This is a genomic window from Pseudomonas thermotolerans DSM 14292 (genome assembly GCF_000364625.1).
GTDB classification, from domain to species: Bacteria; Pseudomonadota; Gammaproteobacteria; order Pseudomonadales; family Pseudomonadaceae; genus Aquipseudomonas; species Aquipseudomonas thermotolerans.
The window spans coordinates 145,151-159,554 of record NZ_KB822607.1; the positions used below are offsets into that span (position 1 = coordinate 145,151).

The 14,404-nt window shown below is 67.2% G+C and carries 13 protein-coding genes; 8 read left to right on the plus strand and 5 right to left on the minus strand.

Features of this window, described 5'->3' with window-relative positions; genetic code table 11:
• Positions 1-39 precede the first annotated feature (39 nt).
• The 6 genes from tkt (at position 40) to H165_RS0109030 (ending at position 7,659) form a co-directional block, all read left to right on the plus strand.
• Positions 40-2,040: a transketolase gene (gene tkt / locus H165_RS0109005; protein WP_017938603.1), complete on the plus strand. Its 2,001-nt coding sequence runs from the start codon at positions 40-42 to the stop codon at positions 2,038-2,040.
• Between the two features lie 79 nt (positions 2,041-2,119).
• On the plus strand, positions 2,120-3,193 hold the full coding sequence (gene epd / locus H165_RS0109010; RefSeq protein ID WP_017938604.1) for an erythrose-4-phosphate dehydrogenase: 1,074 nt from the start codon (positions 2,120-2,122) through the stop codon (positions 3,191-3,193).
• A gap of 4 nt (positions 3,194-3,197) precedes the next feature.
• Entirely contained in the window at positions 3,198-4,361 is a 1,164-nt protein-coding gene (locus tag H165_RS0109015; RefSeq protein WP_017938605.1) for a phosphoglycerate kinase, read from the plus strand.
• A 45-nt stretch (positions 4,362-4,406) separates the two neighbouring features.
• Positions 4,407-4,742 carry an MliC family protein gene (locus tag H165_RS0109020; protein WP_017938606.1) on the plus strand — a complete coding sequence of 112 codons (336 nt, stop codon included), beginning with the start codon at positions 4,407-4,409 and terminating at the stop codon, positions 4,740-4,742.
• A gap of 148 nt (positions 4,743-4,890) precedes the next feature.
• On the plus strand, positions 4,891-5,955 hold the full coding sequence (fba, locus tag H165_RS0109025; protein ID WP_017938607.1) for a class II fructose-bisphosphate aldolase: 1,065 nt from the start codon (positions 4,891-4,893) through the stop codon (positions 5,953-5,955).
• Between the two features lie 381 nt (positions 5,956-6,336).
• Positions 6,337-7,659, plus strand: coding sequence for an OprD family porin (locus tag H165_RS0109030; protein ID WP_026146493.1), 1,323 nt, complete (start codon positions 6,337-6,339; stop codon positions 7,657-7,659).
• A gap of 109 nt (positions 7,660-7,768) precedes the next feature.
• Here the strand turns inward: H165_RS0109030 and H165_RS0109035 are convergent, their stop codons facing one another.
• The gene (locus H165_RS0109035; protein ID WP_017938609.1) at positions 7,769-8,704 is read right to left on the minus strand and encodes a LysR family transcriptional regulator; all 936 of its coding nucleotides are present in this window, start codon (positions 8,702-8,704) and stop codon (positions 7,769-7,771) included.
• Between the two features lie 418 nt (positions 8,705-9,122).
• On the opposite strand from H165_RS0109035, the gene H165_RS20230 reads away from it, so the two are divergent.
• Together H165_RS20230 and H165_RS0109040 are read left to right on the plus strand one after the other, a co-directional pair.
• Positions 9,123-9,287 carry an aldehyde dehydrogenase family protein gene (locus tag H165_RS20230; protein WP_155943598.1) on the plus strand — a complete coding sequence of 55 codons (165 nt, stop codon included), beginning with the start codon at positions 9,123-9,125 and terminating at the stop codon, positions 9,285-9,287.
• A gap of 144 nt (positions 9,288-9,431) precedes the next feature.
• A complete protein-coding gene (locus H165_RS0109040) occupies positions 9,432-10,478 on the plus strand; it encodes an ABC transporter substrate-binding protein (protein WP_017938610.1) in 1,047 nt (348 codons plus the stop codon).
• 117 nt (positions 10,479-10,595) lie between these two features.
• Here the strand turns inward: H165_RS0109040 and H165_RS0109045 are convergent, their stop codons facing one another.
• The 4 genes from H165_RS0109045 to H165_RS0109060 all read right to left on the minus strand — a co-directional run.
• Complete coding sequence (locus H165_RS0109045) at positions 10,596-11,936, minus strand: hemolysin family protein (RefSeq protein WP_017938611.1); 1,341 nt, start codon at positions 11,934-11,936, stop codon at positions 10,596-10,598.
• A gap of 71 nt (positions 11,937-12,007) precedes the next feature.
• Positions 12,008-13,318 (minus strand): phosphate regulon sensor histidine kinase PhoR, encoded by a 1,311-nt coding sequence (gene phoR, locus H165_RS0109050; RefSeq protein WP_017938612.1) that lies wholly within the window; start codon positions 13,316-13,318, stop codon positions 12,008-12,010.
• 30 nt (positions 13,319-13,348) lie between these two features.
• Complete coding sequence (phoB, locus tag H165_RS0109055) at positions 13,349-14,038, minus strand: phosphate regulon transcriptional regulator PhoB (protein ID WP_017938613.1); 690 nt, start codon at positions 14,036-14,038, stop codon at positions 13,349-13,351.
• Between the two features lie 72 nt (positions 14,039-14,110).
• Positions 14,111-14,404, minus strand: a 294-nt coding sequence (locus H165_RS0109060) for an IS5/IS1182 family transposase (RefSeq protein ID WP_017938614.1), incomplete at its 5' end; no start/stop codon positions are given.

Consider the following 14,404-nt stretch of genomic DNA (forward strand, 5'->3'; position numbering starts at 1 on the left):
CTTGCCAGCCGTGATTACAGTCCGCAGGAGATTCGAGTAATGCCCAGCCGTCGTGAGCGTGCCAACGCCATCCGCGCCCTCAGCATGGATGCCGTGCAGAAAGCCAACAGCGGCCACCCAGGCGCCCCGATGGGCATGGCCGACATCGCCGAAGTGCTATGGCGCGACTACCTGCGACACAACCCGGGCAACCCGAACTGGGCCGATCGCGACCGCTTCGTGCTGTCCAACGGCCACGGCTCCATGCTGATCTACTCGCTGCTGCACCTGACCGGCTACGACCTCAGCATCGACGACCTGAAGAACTTCCGCCAACTGCACAGCAAGACCCCGGGTCACCCGGAATACGGCTATACCCCGGGGGTGGAGACCACCACCGGCCCGCTCGGCCAGGGGATCGCCAACGCCGTGGGCTTCGCCATCGCCGAGAAGACCCTGGCCGCCCAGTTCAACCGTGACGGCCACCGGATCGTCGACCACTACACCTACGTGTTCCTCGGCGACGGCTGCATGATGGAAGGCATCTCCCACGAAGCCTGCGCTCTGGCCGGCACCCTCGGCCTCGGCAAGCTGATCGCCTTCTACGACGACAACGGCATCTCCATCGACGGCGAGGTGGAAGGCTGGTTCACCGACGATACCCCGAAGCGCTTCGAGGCTTATGGCTGGCAGGTGATCCGCAACGTCGACGGGCATGACGCCGAGGAGATCAAGACCGCCATCGAGACCGCGCGCAAGACTGGCGACCAGCCGACCCTGATCTGCTGCAAGACCACCATCGGCTTCGGCTCGCCGAACAAGGCCGGCAAGGAGGAGTGCCACGGTGCCCCCCTGGGCGCCGAGGAGATCGCCCTGACCCGCGCCGCGCTGGGCTGGAACCACGGCCCCTTCGAGATCCCTGCGGAGATCTACGCCGAGTGGGACGCCCGCGAGGCCGGCGCGGCCCGCGAGGCCGAGTGGAACCAGCGCTTCGCCGCCTACCAGGCCGCCTATCCGGAACTGGCCGCCGAGTTCCTGCGCCGCCTGCAGGGCGAGCTGCCCGCCGACTTCTCCGCCAAGGCCGCCGCCTACATCCAGGAAGTCGCCGCCAAGGGCGAGACCATCGCCAGCCGCAAGGCCAGCCAGAACGCCCTGAACGCCTTCGGCCCGCTGCTGCCGGAATTCCTCGGCGGCTCCGCCGACCTGGCCGGCTCCAACCTGACCCTGTGGAAGGGCTGCAAGGCCATCTCCGCCGAGGACGCTGCCGGCAACTACCTGCACTACGGCGTGCGCGAGTTCGGCATGAGCGCGATCATGAACGGCATCGCCCTGCACGGTGGCTTCATTCCCTACGGAGCCACCTTCCTGGTGTTCATGGAATACGCCTGTAACGCCGTGCGCATGGCCGCGCTGATGAAGCAGCGCGTGCTGTTCGTCTACACCCACGACTCCATCGGCCTCGGCGAGGACGGCCCGACCCACCAGCCGGTGGAACAGCTGACCAGCCTGCGCTGCACCCCCAACCTCAACACCTGGCGACCCTGCGACGCGGTGGAATCCGCAGTGGCCTGGAAGTGCGCCATCGAGCGTCGCGACGGTCCCAGCGCGCTGATCTTCAGCCGCCAGAACCTGCCGCACCAGCCTCGCGATGCCGCGCAGATAGAGGCCATCGCCCGCGGCGGCTACGTGCTCAGGGACTGCGCCGGCGAGCCCGAGCTGATCCTCATCGCCACCGGCTCGGAGGTCGCCCTGGCGGTGGCCGCCGCCGACCAGCTCAGCCAGCGCGGCCGCCGCGTGCGCGTGGTGTCCATGCCCTCGACCAGCGTGTTCGACCAGCAGGACGCCGCCTACAAGCAGAGCGTGCTGCCCGTGGAAGTGGGCGCGCGCATCGCCATCGAGGCCGCCCACACCGACTTCTGGTACAAGTACGTCGGCCTCGAGGGCCGGGTGATCGGCATGAGCAGCTTCGGCGAGTCCGCCCCGGCGTCGGCCCTGTTCGAACACTTCGGCTTCACCGTCGAGAACGTGCTGGAAGTCGCCGAGGAGCTCCTGGAGGACTGACGGCGCCCAGGCCGCGGCGGCCCTGCGCCGCGGCCGGCCGCCTTTCCCCGTCTCCAGGTCGACGAGCAGACAGCCCCCCATGTTCCGGACCCCGTCCTATCGTGTCGCCCTCAACGGCTACGGCCGCATCGGCCGCTGCGTGCTGCGCGCCCTCTACGAGCGCGGCGCCCAGGCCGGCTTCCGGGTGGTGGCGCTCAACGACCTGGCCGACTTGGCCAGCCTCGAATACCTGACCCGTTTCGACTCCACCCACGGCCGTTTCCCTGGCGAGGTGCGGGTCGACGGCGGCGACCTGCTGATCGACGGCGAGCGCCTGCAGGTGCTTCGTGCAGAGACCCCGGAGGCCGTCGACTGGGCCGCCCTGGACGTGGATCTGGTGCTGGAATGCTCCGGCGTCTACCACACCCGCGCCGACGGCGAGCGCTTCCTGGCCGCCGGGGCGCCTCGGGTGCTGTTCTCTCAGCCGATGGCCAGCGAGGCAGACGTCGATGCCACCATCGTCTACGGGGTCAACCAGGACCGCCTGAGCGGCCGCGAGCGGCTGGTCTCCAACGCCTCCTGCACCACCAACTGCGGGGTGCCGCTGCTCAAGCTGCTCAACGAGGCCGTCGGCCTGGAGTACGTGTCCATCACTACCATCCACTCGGCGATGAACGACCAGCCGGTGATCGATGCCTACCACCACGAGGATCTGCGCCGCACCCGCTCGGCCTTCCAGTCGGTGATCCCGGTGTCCACCGGCCTCGGCCGCGGCATCGAGCGCCTGCTGCCGGAGCTGGCCGGGCGCATTCAGGCCAAGGCCATCCGGGTGCCGACGGTCAACGTCTCGGCCCTGGACATCACCCTGCAGACCGCCCGGCCGACCAGCGCCGCGGAGATCAACCGGGTACTCCGCGAGGCCGCCGAGCAGGGCCCGCTGGCCGGCCTGCTGGCCTATACCGAGCTGCCTCACGCCAGCTGCGATTTCAACCACGACCCGCATTCGGCGATCGTCGACGGCAGTCAGACCCGTGTTTCCGGCCCCCGGCTGGTCAACCTGCTGGCCTGGTTCGACAACGAATGGGGGTTCGCCAACCGCATGCTCGACGTCGCCGACCACTACCTGCGCGTCGCGGCCCCACTCCACCGTTCCACCAGCCCCGTGAAGGACTGATGCCATGACCGTTCTGAAGATGACCGATCTCGACCTCCAGGGTAAGCGCGTGCTGATCCGCGAAGACCTCAACGTGCCGGTGAAGGACGGCCAGGTGAAGAGCGACGCGCGCATCGTCGCCTCGCTGCCGACCATCAAGCTGGCCCTGGAGAAGGGCGCGGCGGTGATGGTCTGCTCGCACCTGGGCCGTCCCACCGAGGGCGAGTACAGCGAGGAGAACAGCCTCAAGCCGGTCGCCGAGTACCTGTCCCGGGCCCTCGGTCGCGAGGTGCCGCTGGTCACCGACTACCTGGACGGCGTCGAGATCCAGCCGGGCGAGATCGTGCTGTTCGAGAACGTGCGCTTCAACAAGGGCGAGAAGAAGAACGCCGATGAGCTGGCCCAGAAGTACGCCGCGCTCTGCGACGTGTTCGTGATGGACGCCTTCGGTACCGCCCACCGCGCCGAGGGCTCCACTCACGGCGTGGCCAAGTTCGCCAAGGTCGCCTGCGCCGGCCCGCTGCTGGCCGCCGAGCTGGAGGCCCTGGGCAAGGCCCTGGACAAGCCGGCGCGGCCGATGGTCGCGATCGTCGCCGGCTCCAAGGTGTCCACCAAGCTGGACGTGCTGAACTCCCTGAGCCAGATCTGCGACTCGCTGATCGTCGGCGGCGGCATCGCCAACACCTTCCTCGCCGCGGCCGGTTACAAGGTCGGCAAGTCCCTGTACGAGGCCGACCTGGTGGACACCGCCAAGGCCATCGCCGCCAAGGTCTCCGTGCCGCTGCCGATGGACGTGGTGGTCGCCAAGGAGTTCGCCGAGAGCGCCGAGGCCACCGTCAAGGAAATCACCGAGGTGGCCGATGACGACATGATCCTGGACATCGGCCCGAAGACCGCCGCGATGTTCGCCGAGATGCTCAAGGCCTCGCAGACCATCCTGTGGAACGGCCCGGTCGGGGTGTTCGAATTCGACCAGTTCGGCAACGGCACCAAGGCCCTGGCCCAGGCCATCGCCCAGAGCCCGGCGTTCTCCATCGCCGGTGGTGGCGACACCCTGGCGGCCATCGACAAGTACGGCGTGGCCGAACAGATTTCCTACATCTCCACCGGCGGCGGCGCCTTCCTCGAATTCGTCGAGGGCAAGGTCCTGCCGGCCGTGGAGGTGCTGGAACAGCGCGCCCGGTCCTGACCGGCGCGCCCCGTGGACCGGCAGCCTATCCGTACGGGAGATGCCATGAAGACATGGATTGCCTTGCTGCCCGCCCTGCCGCTGCTCGGCGCCTGCTCCACCAGCGGCGAGCTGCCGCCGGCGGAGCGTGAGGGCGGCTGGACCCGCTGGGTCTGCGACACTCAGGCGGAGGTGCTCTGGCGCTTCGCCGATGACAGCCGGGACGTGGTCGACCTGCGCATCGGCGGTGACGACCGGGTGTACCGCCTGCACCAGGCGCCGGCTGGCTCGGGCGCTTTCTACAGCGACAACGTCATCGCCTTCCACACCAAGGGTGAGGAAGGCCTGGTCTACTGGGTGAGCGACGACGACCTGATCGGTCGCGGCTGCCAGGCGCCCTGACCAGTGGCGGGCCGTCCCGGCGGGCGGCGCGGGCATGGATCCGCGCCGCTTCCGGCGAGGCGGGCCGCCCAGTTTTATGCTTGAACACCGCCTGCCCCTGGGGCAGGCTTGGCACGAACAACGACCCCAAACCGGGAGACAGGAAAACATGGCACTCATCAGCATGCGCCAGTTGCTGGATCACGCCGCCGAACACGGCTACGGCGTGCCGGCCTTCAACGTCAACAACCTGGAACAGATGCGCGCCATCATGGAAGCGGCCGACAAGACCGACTCCCCGGTGATCGTCCAGGCCTCCGCCGGCGCCCGCAAGTACGCCGGTGCGCCTTTCCTGCGTCACCTGATCCTGGCCGCCATCGAAGAATTTCCGCACATCCCGGTGTGCATGCACCAGGACCACGGCACCAGCCCGGCGGTCTGCCAGCGCTCCATCCAGCTGGGCTTCTCCTCGGTGATGATGGACGGCTCGCTGGGCGAGGACGGCAAGACCCCGACCGACTACGAGTACAACGTGCGGGTGACCCGCCAGGTGGTGGAAATGGCCCACGCCTGCGGCGTCTCCGTGGAAGGCGAGCTGGGCTGCCTGGGCAGCCTGGAAACCGGCCAGGCCGGCGAGGAAGACGGCATCGGCGCCGAGGGCACCCTGGACCACAGCCAGATGCTCACCGATCCGGAAGAAGCGGCGCAGTTCGTCAAGGAAACCCAGGTCGACGCCCTGGCCATCGCCATCGGCACCAGCCACGGCGCCTACAAATTCACCCGTCCGCCAACCGGCGACATCCTGGCCATCGAGCGCATCAAGGAGATCCACAAGCGCATCCCCAACACCCACCTGGTGATGCACGGCTCCTCCTCGGTGCCGCAGGACTGGCTGGCGATCATCAACGAGTTCGGCGGCGAGATCCCCGAGACCTACGGCGTGCCGGTCGAGGAGATCGTCGAGGGCATCAAGCACGGCGTGCGCAAGGTGAACATCGACACCGACCTGCGCCTGGCCTCCACCGGCGCCATCCGCCGCTTCCTGGCGCAGAACAAGAGCGAGTTCGACCCGCGCAAGTACCTGGCCAAGTCCATCGAGGCCATGCGCGACATCTGCATCGCCCGCTACGAAGCCTTCGGCACTGCCGGCCATGCCTCCAAGATCAAGCCGATCTCCCTGGAGAACATGTACAAGCGCTACGCCAGCGGCGAACTGGCGGCCAAGATCAACTGATCCTGGTGCTCCCGACGAAAGGCCCGCAGATGCGGGCCTTTTGCTTTTCCGGCGCGGCTCGTCCAGCGCGGACGGTCCGGCGCACTGCACCGACTTCTCCATGGAAGGGTTCCGGCAGGGCGGCTGCGCCCGACGCTGGCCGATGTTCGCCCGTTTTCCCGTCCGCGCCGCCGACAGGTCGGATTCAGGCAGCTGGCTGTCGCTCTCGACCATTCGTCGCTTGCCCGGATCCGTAAGCTCGCACATGTCCCTCCGTGGGTGTCCGGGCCCGTCCGGTCCGGCCGATTACAACACTCCCGCCCCGTTCAGGAGGCAAGGGAGGGCCCGACGATCTGTTCCACTGCCGCCAACAGATGTCCCACACATACGGAGAAGAAGAACATGCCATTCAGCAGAATCCGCCTATTGGCCCTGGCGGTTGCCGCCGCAGCGGGCAGCCCCCTGGCCGTGGCCAACCAAGCGGACAGCAAGGGCTTCATCGAGGACGGTCACCTCAACTTCCTGACCCGCAACATCTTCTGGGATCACAACAGCAAGACCCCCTCGGGCGATCCGGTGAATCGTTCCGACAGGCGCGAATGGGGCCAGGGCTTCCAGCTCGACTACACCTCCGGCTACACCCAGGGCACCGTGGGCTTTGGCGTCGACCTGAGTGCCTACGCGGCGATCAAGCTGGACGGCGGGCGCGGCTACTCGGGCTCCGCCAACGTGCTGGTGCCGGACGGTGACGGCACCCGCGGCGAGGCCACCTCGGCCGGCGGCGCGGTGAAGCTGCGCGTCTCCGACACCGAGCTGAAGTACGGCAACAACCTGCGCCCCTACAACCCGGTATTCGCCGCCGCCGACGCGCGCCTGGTGCCGGGCACCGCCACCGGTTTGTGGCTGACCAGCAGCGAGCTGGAGGGGCTGGATCTGGAAGCGGCCCACCTGACCGCTGCCAAGGACTTCAACAGCACCAATGGCGATGACGACTTCTACGCCGCCTACGCCGGTGTGAGCACCGACACCGTGGACTTCATCGGCGGCAGTTACGGCTTCAACGACCAGTTCAGCGTCAGCCTCTACGGCTCCGAGTACAAGGACATCTGGCGCCAGTACTACGCCAACGTCAACTACAACCTGCCGCTGAGCGACACCCAGGGTCTGAACTTCGACTTCAACATCTACCAGACCGACGACGACGGCAAGAAACTGGCCGGGGACATCGACGTCACCGCCTGGTCGCTGGCCATCGCCTACACCCTCGGCGCGCACACCTTCACCCTGACCCACCAGGAGATCGACGGTGACCAGCCGTTCGACTACCTCGGTCTGGGCCCGGGCACCTACCACGACTCCATCTACCTGGCGAACTCCTCGCAGCTGGTCGACTTCAACGGCCCGAACGAGAAGTCCTGGGGGCTGCTCTACAACCTCGACATGGCCGCCTACGGGGTGCCGGGGCTGAGCTTTGGCGCCCGTTACATCCGCGGCACCGACGTGGACGGCAGCAAGATGGATCCGTCCAGCCCCTACGCCTACTACGCGGACAGCGAGACCCACTGGGAGCGTGACATCGACGTCAAGTACGTGGTCCAGGAAGGCCCGGCCAAGGACCTGTCCTTCCGCCTGCGCCACGCCAGCCACCGCATCGGCAACGACAAGTCCGACGTCTCCGCGGACCAGATCCGTCTGATCATCGAGTATCCCTACGAGATCTTCTGAGGCGACGGCGCCGGCCGGGGTCTTCCGGCCGGCGCCTGGAGTGGAAGTTGTCGAAGTTCCTCCGGTATTGGCTTCCTAGCTAAAGGCTGGGGCGAACCGAAGGTCTTTTTCAGGCGGAGGAGTTTCCTGCCAGAGCCTCCTGACTTCCGCCCAGTTCTTCCTTGCAGTACTCCACGAACAGCCGTGCCGGCTTGGTCAGCTGGCTGCGCTTCAGCCAGGCGGCGACCAGCCCGGAGCCGGTGACCTGCTCGGCGAGTTCCACGCAGACCACCCGCTGGCCGTCGTAGGTGCGGTCGGTATGCGGGCGGGTGACCAGCAGGGAGAAGCCGAAGCCCTGGCCGACCATGCCGCGGACCATCTCGATGGACGGCGAGCCGAACACGATGTTCGGCTGCAGGCCCAGCTCCTCGAAGATGCTCACAAAGTAGGTACGGCTGGGCAGCACGTCGAGGAGGATCATCGGCTCCAGCACCAGGTCGCGCAGCGACACCTTCTCCTGAGCTGCGAAACGGTGGTTCTCCGGGAGCAGGGCGTAGGGCTGCTGCGCTGGCATCAGCGGCTCGGTCTCGATGGTGCTGTCCAGGTCGTGCTCGTAGAAGAGGGTCAGGTCGAAGCGCCCGCTGGTCAGGCCCTGCACCAGTTCCTGCTGCTCGCCGTCGCGCAGGCGGATCTCCACGCCGGGGTACTTCCGGTTGAAGCCGGCGATCAGTCGCGGCAGGTAGAGCGGAGCGACGGTTTCGAAGCAGCCGATGTCGATCTGCCCGGCCACTACGTCGTTGTCGGCCAGGGCGTTCTGCTCGAACTCCTTGGCCATGCGCAGCAGCTCCAGGGCCTTGCGGTAGAAGCGCGCGCCGCCGGGCGTGAGAGAGACGCCCTGGGCATGGTGGCGGATGAACAGTTGCAGGCCGAAGTTCTCCTCCAGCCCTTTGATGGCCGTGGAGATGGACGGCTGGGCAATGTACAGCTTGCGCGAGGCCTCGGCCACGCTGCCGCACTCCACGGTGGTCACGAAGTACTTGAGTTGTCGCAAGGTATAGAACGCCATGGGGCGGTTCCTCTTTGGTGCGGCATGCCTCGGGCCGGGGCGCGCACCTGCTGTTCTAGTCGGGGGCGGAGATCAAGCAAGAGTCCTGCCTAACCGCCGCAAATCCAGGCCCCGCGCGGCGAAGTGAGGTGCGGGGCCGGCCCTGCGTGAACCATAACAAGGCAAGCGCTCTTTGTTGGTGCGTCTCTGGACAGCTTTTTCATATGGCCCAAGCACATTTTTAATATTTTTCCTGGCTTCGACCTTGCGCCACCATCGCGACCATTCCGACAACGAGCAACCGACGAGGCTATGGCGGTGTTCGAACGTGACGACTGGTGGCACAAGGCATCCTGGCCGCGGATAGCCCCCTCCACACGGGGCGACGGCCGTCACCCTTGCCGCATGGCGCCACGCTGGCTTCGAGCGTGTTCCCTGCGTGGCACGAAAGCTGAATACCGGCACCGCCCCGGTGAACACCGGGGACGAGTTCGTTCCCTGTATTTCCTTCGCAGGCGCGAGGCAGTCCGGCTACGGCCGTGGCCGGTCGCCGCACGCCTTCGATCGGTACGCGCAACCGACTGCTTGGTTCCGGTTGCGGTGAGAGCCGCTAGCAACGGCAGTCCCGAAACTACAACAAGAGGGAGTACCCGCGCGGGATTTGCGCCCTGGCCAGCCTGCCGGCCACGACTGCCCCAACCCTTTGTCTGTCAACCATAACCACGAAAGCGTGGGTGAGGGAGTTCCAATGAAAAAGTCCTTGCAGTGCATGCGCACCGGGTTCGTCCTGGCACTTCTGGCTGGTGCCGCCAGCGCGGCCGAGCCGGAATCGCTGACGGTGATTTCCTTCGGCGGCGCCACCAAGGCCGCACAGGAAGCTGCCTATTTCAAACCCTTCGAAGCCAGCGGTGCCGCCAAGGTGGTGGCCGGCGAGTACAACGGCGAGCTGTCGCGCATCAAGGCGATGGTCGACGTCGGCCAGGTCAACTGGGACGTGGTGGAGGTGGAGAGCCCGGAGCTGCTGCGCGGCTGCGAGGAAGGCCTGTTCGAGACCATGAATCCCGATCTGCTGGGCAATGCCGAGCAGTACCTGCCCAATGTGATCACGGAGTGCGGCGTGGCCACCTACGTATGGTCCATGGTGCTGGCCTACGACGCCAAGCGTCTGGCAGAAGCGCCGAGTTCCTGGGCGGATTTCTGGGACGTGAAGAAATTCCCCGGCAAGCGCGGCCTGCGCAAGAGCGCCAAGTACACCTTGGAGGCCGCCCTGCTGGCCGACGGTGTGGCCCGTAAGGATCTCTACAAGGTGCTCGGCACCGCCGAGGGGGTGTCCCGCGCCTTCGCCAAGCTGGACGAGATCAAGCCCTACATCCAGTGGTGGGAAGCCGGTGCCCAGCCGCCGCAGTGGCTGGTGGCCGGTGACGTGGTCATGTCCGCCGCCTACAACGGCCGGGTGGCCGTGGCCCAGCGCGAGGGCGCCAGCCTGAGCATCGTTTGGGACGGCAGCCTGTATGACCCGGAATACTGGGCGATCGTCCGCGGCAGTAAGAACAAGGCGCTGGCCGAGCGCTTCATCGCCTTCGCCAGCCAGCCGGAGGCGCAGAAGACCTTCTCCGAGCACATCCCCTACGGCCCGGTGAACCTCGCGGCCCTCGCGGCGCTGCCCGAGCAGACCCGCCAGCAGCTGCCCACCGCGGCGGAGAACCTGATCAACGCACAGCTGGTCAACGCCGAGTTCTGGGTCGATCACGGCGAGGAGCTGGAGCAGCGCTTCAACGCTTGGGCGGCCCGCTGAGGGGCGCCGCGGAGCCGGGTGGCCGGCTCCGCCTGTACGGAACAAACGCCGGCTGCCGGTACCCCTCACAGGAGCGGCCGGCAGCCGGCTTTTTCGTGGCGGAATCGGCCGGGCGCCTCAGTCCAGCTTGAGCACCTTGGCGAGGACGATCTTCGGTCCCTTCATCTTTTTGATGATGATGCGCAGGCCCGCCACCTCGATGACCTCCTCCTCCTCGGGAACCCGCTTGAGGGTCTCGTAGACCAGCCCGGCGAGGGTCTCCGCCTCGATGTGGTCGAGGTCCAGGCCGAGCAGGCGCTCCAGCTTGAACAGCGGGGTGTCGCCGCGCACCAGCAGCTTGCCGGGCTGGTAGGCGAGTACGCCGCGCTCGGCCTTGCGGTGCTCGTCCTGGATGTCGCCAACCAGCACTTCCAGCACATCCTCCATGGTCAGGTAGCCGATCACCTTGCCGTCGGCCTCCTCGACCAGGGCGAAGTGCGAACCGCCCTTGCGGAACTCCTCGAGCAGGTCGTACAGCGGCATGTTGCGCGACACGTGCTCGATGGGGTGAATCAGCTCCTCCAGCTTGAGGGCGTTGGGCAGCATCTCCAGCAGGGACAGCTGCAGCAGCAGGTCCTTGATGTGCAGCAGGCCGATGAACTCGCCGGCCTTCTCGTCGTACACCGGATAGCGGCTGTACTTGTGGCGGCGGAAGATGCTGAAGATCTCGTGCAGCGGCATGTTGCGCTCGATGTACACCAGGTCCTCGCGGGAGTTGGCCCAGTCCACCACTTCCAGCTCGCCGAGCTCCACCGCCGAGGCCAGTACGCGCATGTCCTGGTCGCCCGGGTCATGGGCACGGCTGGAGTGGAGGATCAGCTTGAGCTCCTCGCGGCTGTAGTGGTGCTCGTGATGGTCCCCCGGCCCGCCCTGGCCGGCGATGCGCAGGATGGCGTTGGCGCTGGCGTTGAGCAGGAAGATCGCCGGGTACATCACCCAGTAGAACAGGTACAGCGGCACCGCGGTCCACAGCGAGAGCAGCTCCGGCTGGCGGATCGCCCAGGACTTGGGCGCCAGCTCGCCGACCACGATGTGCAGGTAGGAAATGATCGAGAAGGCGGCGAAGAAGGCGATGCCGTGCACCACGTTCGGCGACTCCACGCCGATGGCGTGCAGCAGCGGGGTCAGCAATTCGGCGAAGGCCGGCTCGCCGACCCAGCCGAGGCCCAGCGAGGCCAGGGTGATGCCCAGCTGGCAGGCCGACAGGTAGGCGTCCATCTGCTTGTGCACGGTGCGCAGGATATGCCCGCGCCAGCCGTGGGCTTCGGCCAGGGCTTCCACCTTGGTGGCGCGGAGGCGGACGATGGCGAACTCGGCGGCGACGAAGAAACCGTTGAGCAGAACCAGGAAGAGGGCGAAGAGAACGAGGCCGAAATCGGCGAAGTAGGTGAGCAGGTTGGGGCTACTGGAAGGGTCCATTGCGGGCAGGCGTGGTTGATGGCTGACTAAGGGTGAAGGCAGACGAGGCGCTTTGCAAGTATCCGCCCGGCTCAGGCCTGTTCCTGATGGCGGAGCAGTTGGCTGGCCGGGAAATGGCAGGTGAAGGTGCTGCCCTGGCCAACCCGGCTGACGATCTCCAGGCGCCCGCGATGGCGCGCCAGCACGTGCTTGACGATCGCCAGGCCGAGCCCGGTGCCGCCGGTGCGACTGGCGCGCCCGGCGTCGACCCGGTAGAAGCGCTCGGTGAGACGCGGCAGGTGACGCTCCTCGATACCGATGCCGTCGTCTTCCACCGCCAGGTGCGCGCCCTCGGCGTCGGCCCGCCAGCGGATGCGGATCTGCCCGCCGTCCTGGGTGTACTTGACCGCGTTGAACACCAGGTTGGCGAAGGCACTGTGCAGTTCCAGCTCGCTGCCCTTGAGGTGCAGCTGCGGATCGGCTTCCAGCTCGATGCGGTGCCCGCGGGCGCCGGACAGTGCCTCGGCGTCTGCCTGGATGCGGCGCAGCAGCGCGGCCACCGGCACCGGCTGGTTGTCCGCCGGGTAGTCGCTGGCCTCCAGGCGGGCGAGCAGCAGCAGGTCGTCGAGCAGCGCCTGCATGCGCCGGGCCTGCTGCTGCATCCGCTCCAGGGCGCGGCGCCGGCGCGGGTTGGCGTCGTCGGGCGCGTCCAGCAGGGTTTCCAGGTAGCCGCCGATCACCGTCAGCGGGGTGCGCAGTTCGTGGGAGACGTTGGCCACGAAGTCCTTGCGCATCTGCTCCAGCTGGTGCATGCGGGTCACGTCGCGGGCCAGCAGCAGACGCTGGCCGTGGCCGTAGTGGGTGATGTGCAGCTGCAGGCGGCAGTGATCGTCGAGCGGTGAGGGCAGCTCCAGCGGCTCGGGGTGGCTGGACTGCTCGAAGTATTCCTTGAAGCGCGGGTGGCGGACCAGGTTGGTCACCGGCTGGCCGCGGTCCTGCGGGCTCTTCAGGCCTAACAGGCGCTCCGCCGCGGGGTTCCACCATTCCAGGTTGCCGTCGGCGTCGAGCATCACCACCGCGTCGCGCAGCGCGGTGGTGGACTCCTGGATGCGCTCGATCACCGCCTGCAGGCGCTCGCGGGCACGCTGCTGGCGGCGCTGCAGGTGGTAGAGGCTGTCGAACACCTCCCCCCACAAGCCGCGGCTGTAGGGTGGTGGTTCGTCAGGGCGGTTGCTCAGCCAGTCCTGCAGGCGCAGCAGTTGCCAGAGCGTCCAGCCCAGCCAGGCGCCCAGGCCGATGGCCAGCGCCCAGGCGTACTGGCCGCTGAGCAGGCCGACCAGCAGGCAGCCGGCAAGCAGTAGCAGCAGCTGACGGATCAGCGTGCCGCGCCAGTCCTGGTTCACCTGTCCGTTCCTTGCACCGGGTTCCCCGGCTCAGCCCTTGGTGGAGAAACGATAGCCGGTGCCGCGTACGGTCTGCACCAGGTTCTCGTGGCGTGTGCCGAGCGCCTTGCGCAGGCGGCGGATGTGCACGTCCACGGTGCGCTCCTCGACGTAGACGTTGCCACCCCACACTTGGTCGAGCAGCTGGCCGCGGGTGTAGGCGCGCTCCTGGTGGGTCATGAAGAACTGCAGCAGGCGGTATTCGGTGGGGCCCATTTCCGTCGGCCGGCCGTCGATGGTCACCCGGTGGCCGAGCGGGTCGAGGACCAGGCCGTTCACCTCGATGGGGCCGTCGCCGCCGCCCGGCGTGGTGCGGCGCAGCACCGCCTTGAGGCGAGCGACCAGCTCGCGCGGCGAGAAGGGCTTGGTGATGTAGTCGTCGGCCCCCACCTCCAGACCCAGGATCTTGTTGTCCTCCTCGCCCTTGGCGGTGAGCATGATGAGCGGGAGGGCGCGGGTCAGCTCGTCGCGCTTCAGGCGCCTGGCCAGCTCGATGCCCGAGGTGCCGGGCAGCATCCAGTCGAGGAGCACCAGGTCCGGCCGGCGGTCGACGATCAGCGCATGGGCATCCTGGGCGTTCTCCGCCTCCAGGCAGTCGTAGTCGGCCATCTCGAGGGCGATGGCGATCATTTCGCGGATCGGCGCTTCGTCGTCGACGATGAGAATGAGCTTGCCTGCCATGGAAATGCCTCGGTCGGTTCCAGTGCGTCAGGCCCGCCGGGCGAAGTCCGCCGCCCTGGCAGGCTCCAGGCATTAGGTTCTGTACGAAAAGTACTGCCGTAGGCACCGCAGCGTGCAAGCCAGCGTGACCATTGCGGCAAAACTTCTTGCCAACTTGTCGTAGCGAGTGCCGATCCTGCGGCTCTCCTTCAGCCAGCCGAACATCCGCTCGATAATGTTGCGCTGTCGGTATTTGGGGCGGTCAAACAGCCTTGGCAGGCCGGGCTTGGGCTTGCGTTTCATGGTTCGCAGCGGAATCACAGGCTGCATCCGGTAACGGTCGCAGTACTGGCGCAAGTGCTCGGCATCGTAGCCCTTGTCTGCCAG

What these genes read in the sequence shown, in the direction of transcription:
- tkt (WP_017938603.1), top strand. Translation starts at nt 40, where the DNA reads ATGCCCAGCCGTCGTGAGCGTGCCAACGCCATCCGCGCCCTCAGCATG.
- epd (WP_017938604.1), top strand. Translation starts at nt 2,120, where the DNA reads ATGTTCCGGACCCCGTCCTATCGTGTCGCCCTCAACGGCTACGGCCGC.
- H165_RS0109015 (WP_017938605.1), top strand. Translation starts at nt 3,198, where the DNA reads ATGACCGTTCTGAAGATGACCGATCTCGACCTCCAGGGTAAGCGCGTG.
- H165_RS0109020 (WP_017938606.1), top strand. Translation starts at nt 4,407, where the DNA reads ATGAAGACATGGATTGCCTTGCTGCCCGCCCTGCCGCTGCTCGGCGCC.
- fba (WP_017938607.1), top strand. Translation starts at nt 4,891, where the DNA reads ATGGCACTCATCAGCATGCGCCAGTTGCTGGATCACGCCGCCGAACAC.
- H165_RS0109030 (WP_026146493.1), top strand. Translation starts at nt 6,337, where the DNA reads ATGCCATTCAGCAGAATCCGCCTATTGGCCCTGGCGGTTGCCGCCGCA.
- H165_RS0109035 (WP_017938609.1), bottom strand. Translation starts at nt 8,704, where the DNA reads ATGGCGTTCTATACCTTGCGACAACTCAAGTACTTCGTGACCACCGTG.
- H165_RS0109040 (WP_017938610.1), top strand. Translation starts at nt 9,432, where the DNA reads ATGAAAAAGTCCTTGCAGTGCATGCGCACCGGGTTCGTCCTGGCACTT.
- H165_RS0109045 (WP_017938611.1), bottom strand. Translation starts at nt 11,936, where the DNA reads ATGGACCCTTCCAGTAGCCCCAACCTGCTCACCTACTTCGCCGATTTC.
- phoB (WP_017938613.1), bottom strand. Translation starts at nt 14,038, where the DNA reads ATGGCAGGCAAGCTCATTCTCATCGTCGACGACGAAGCGCCGATCCGC.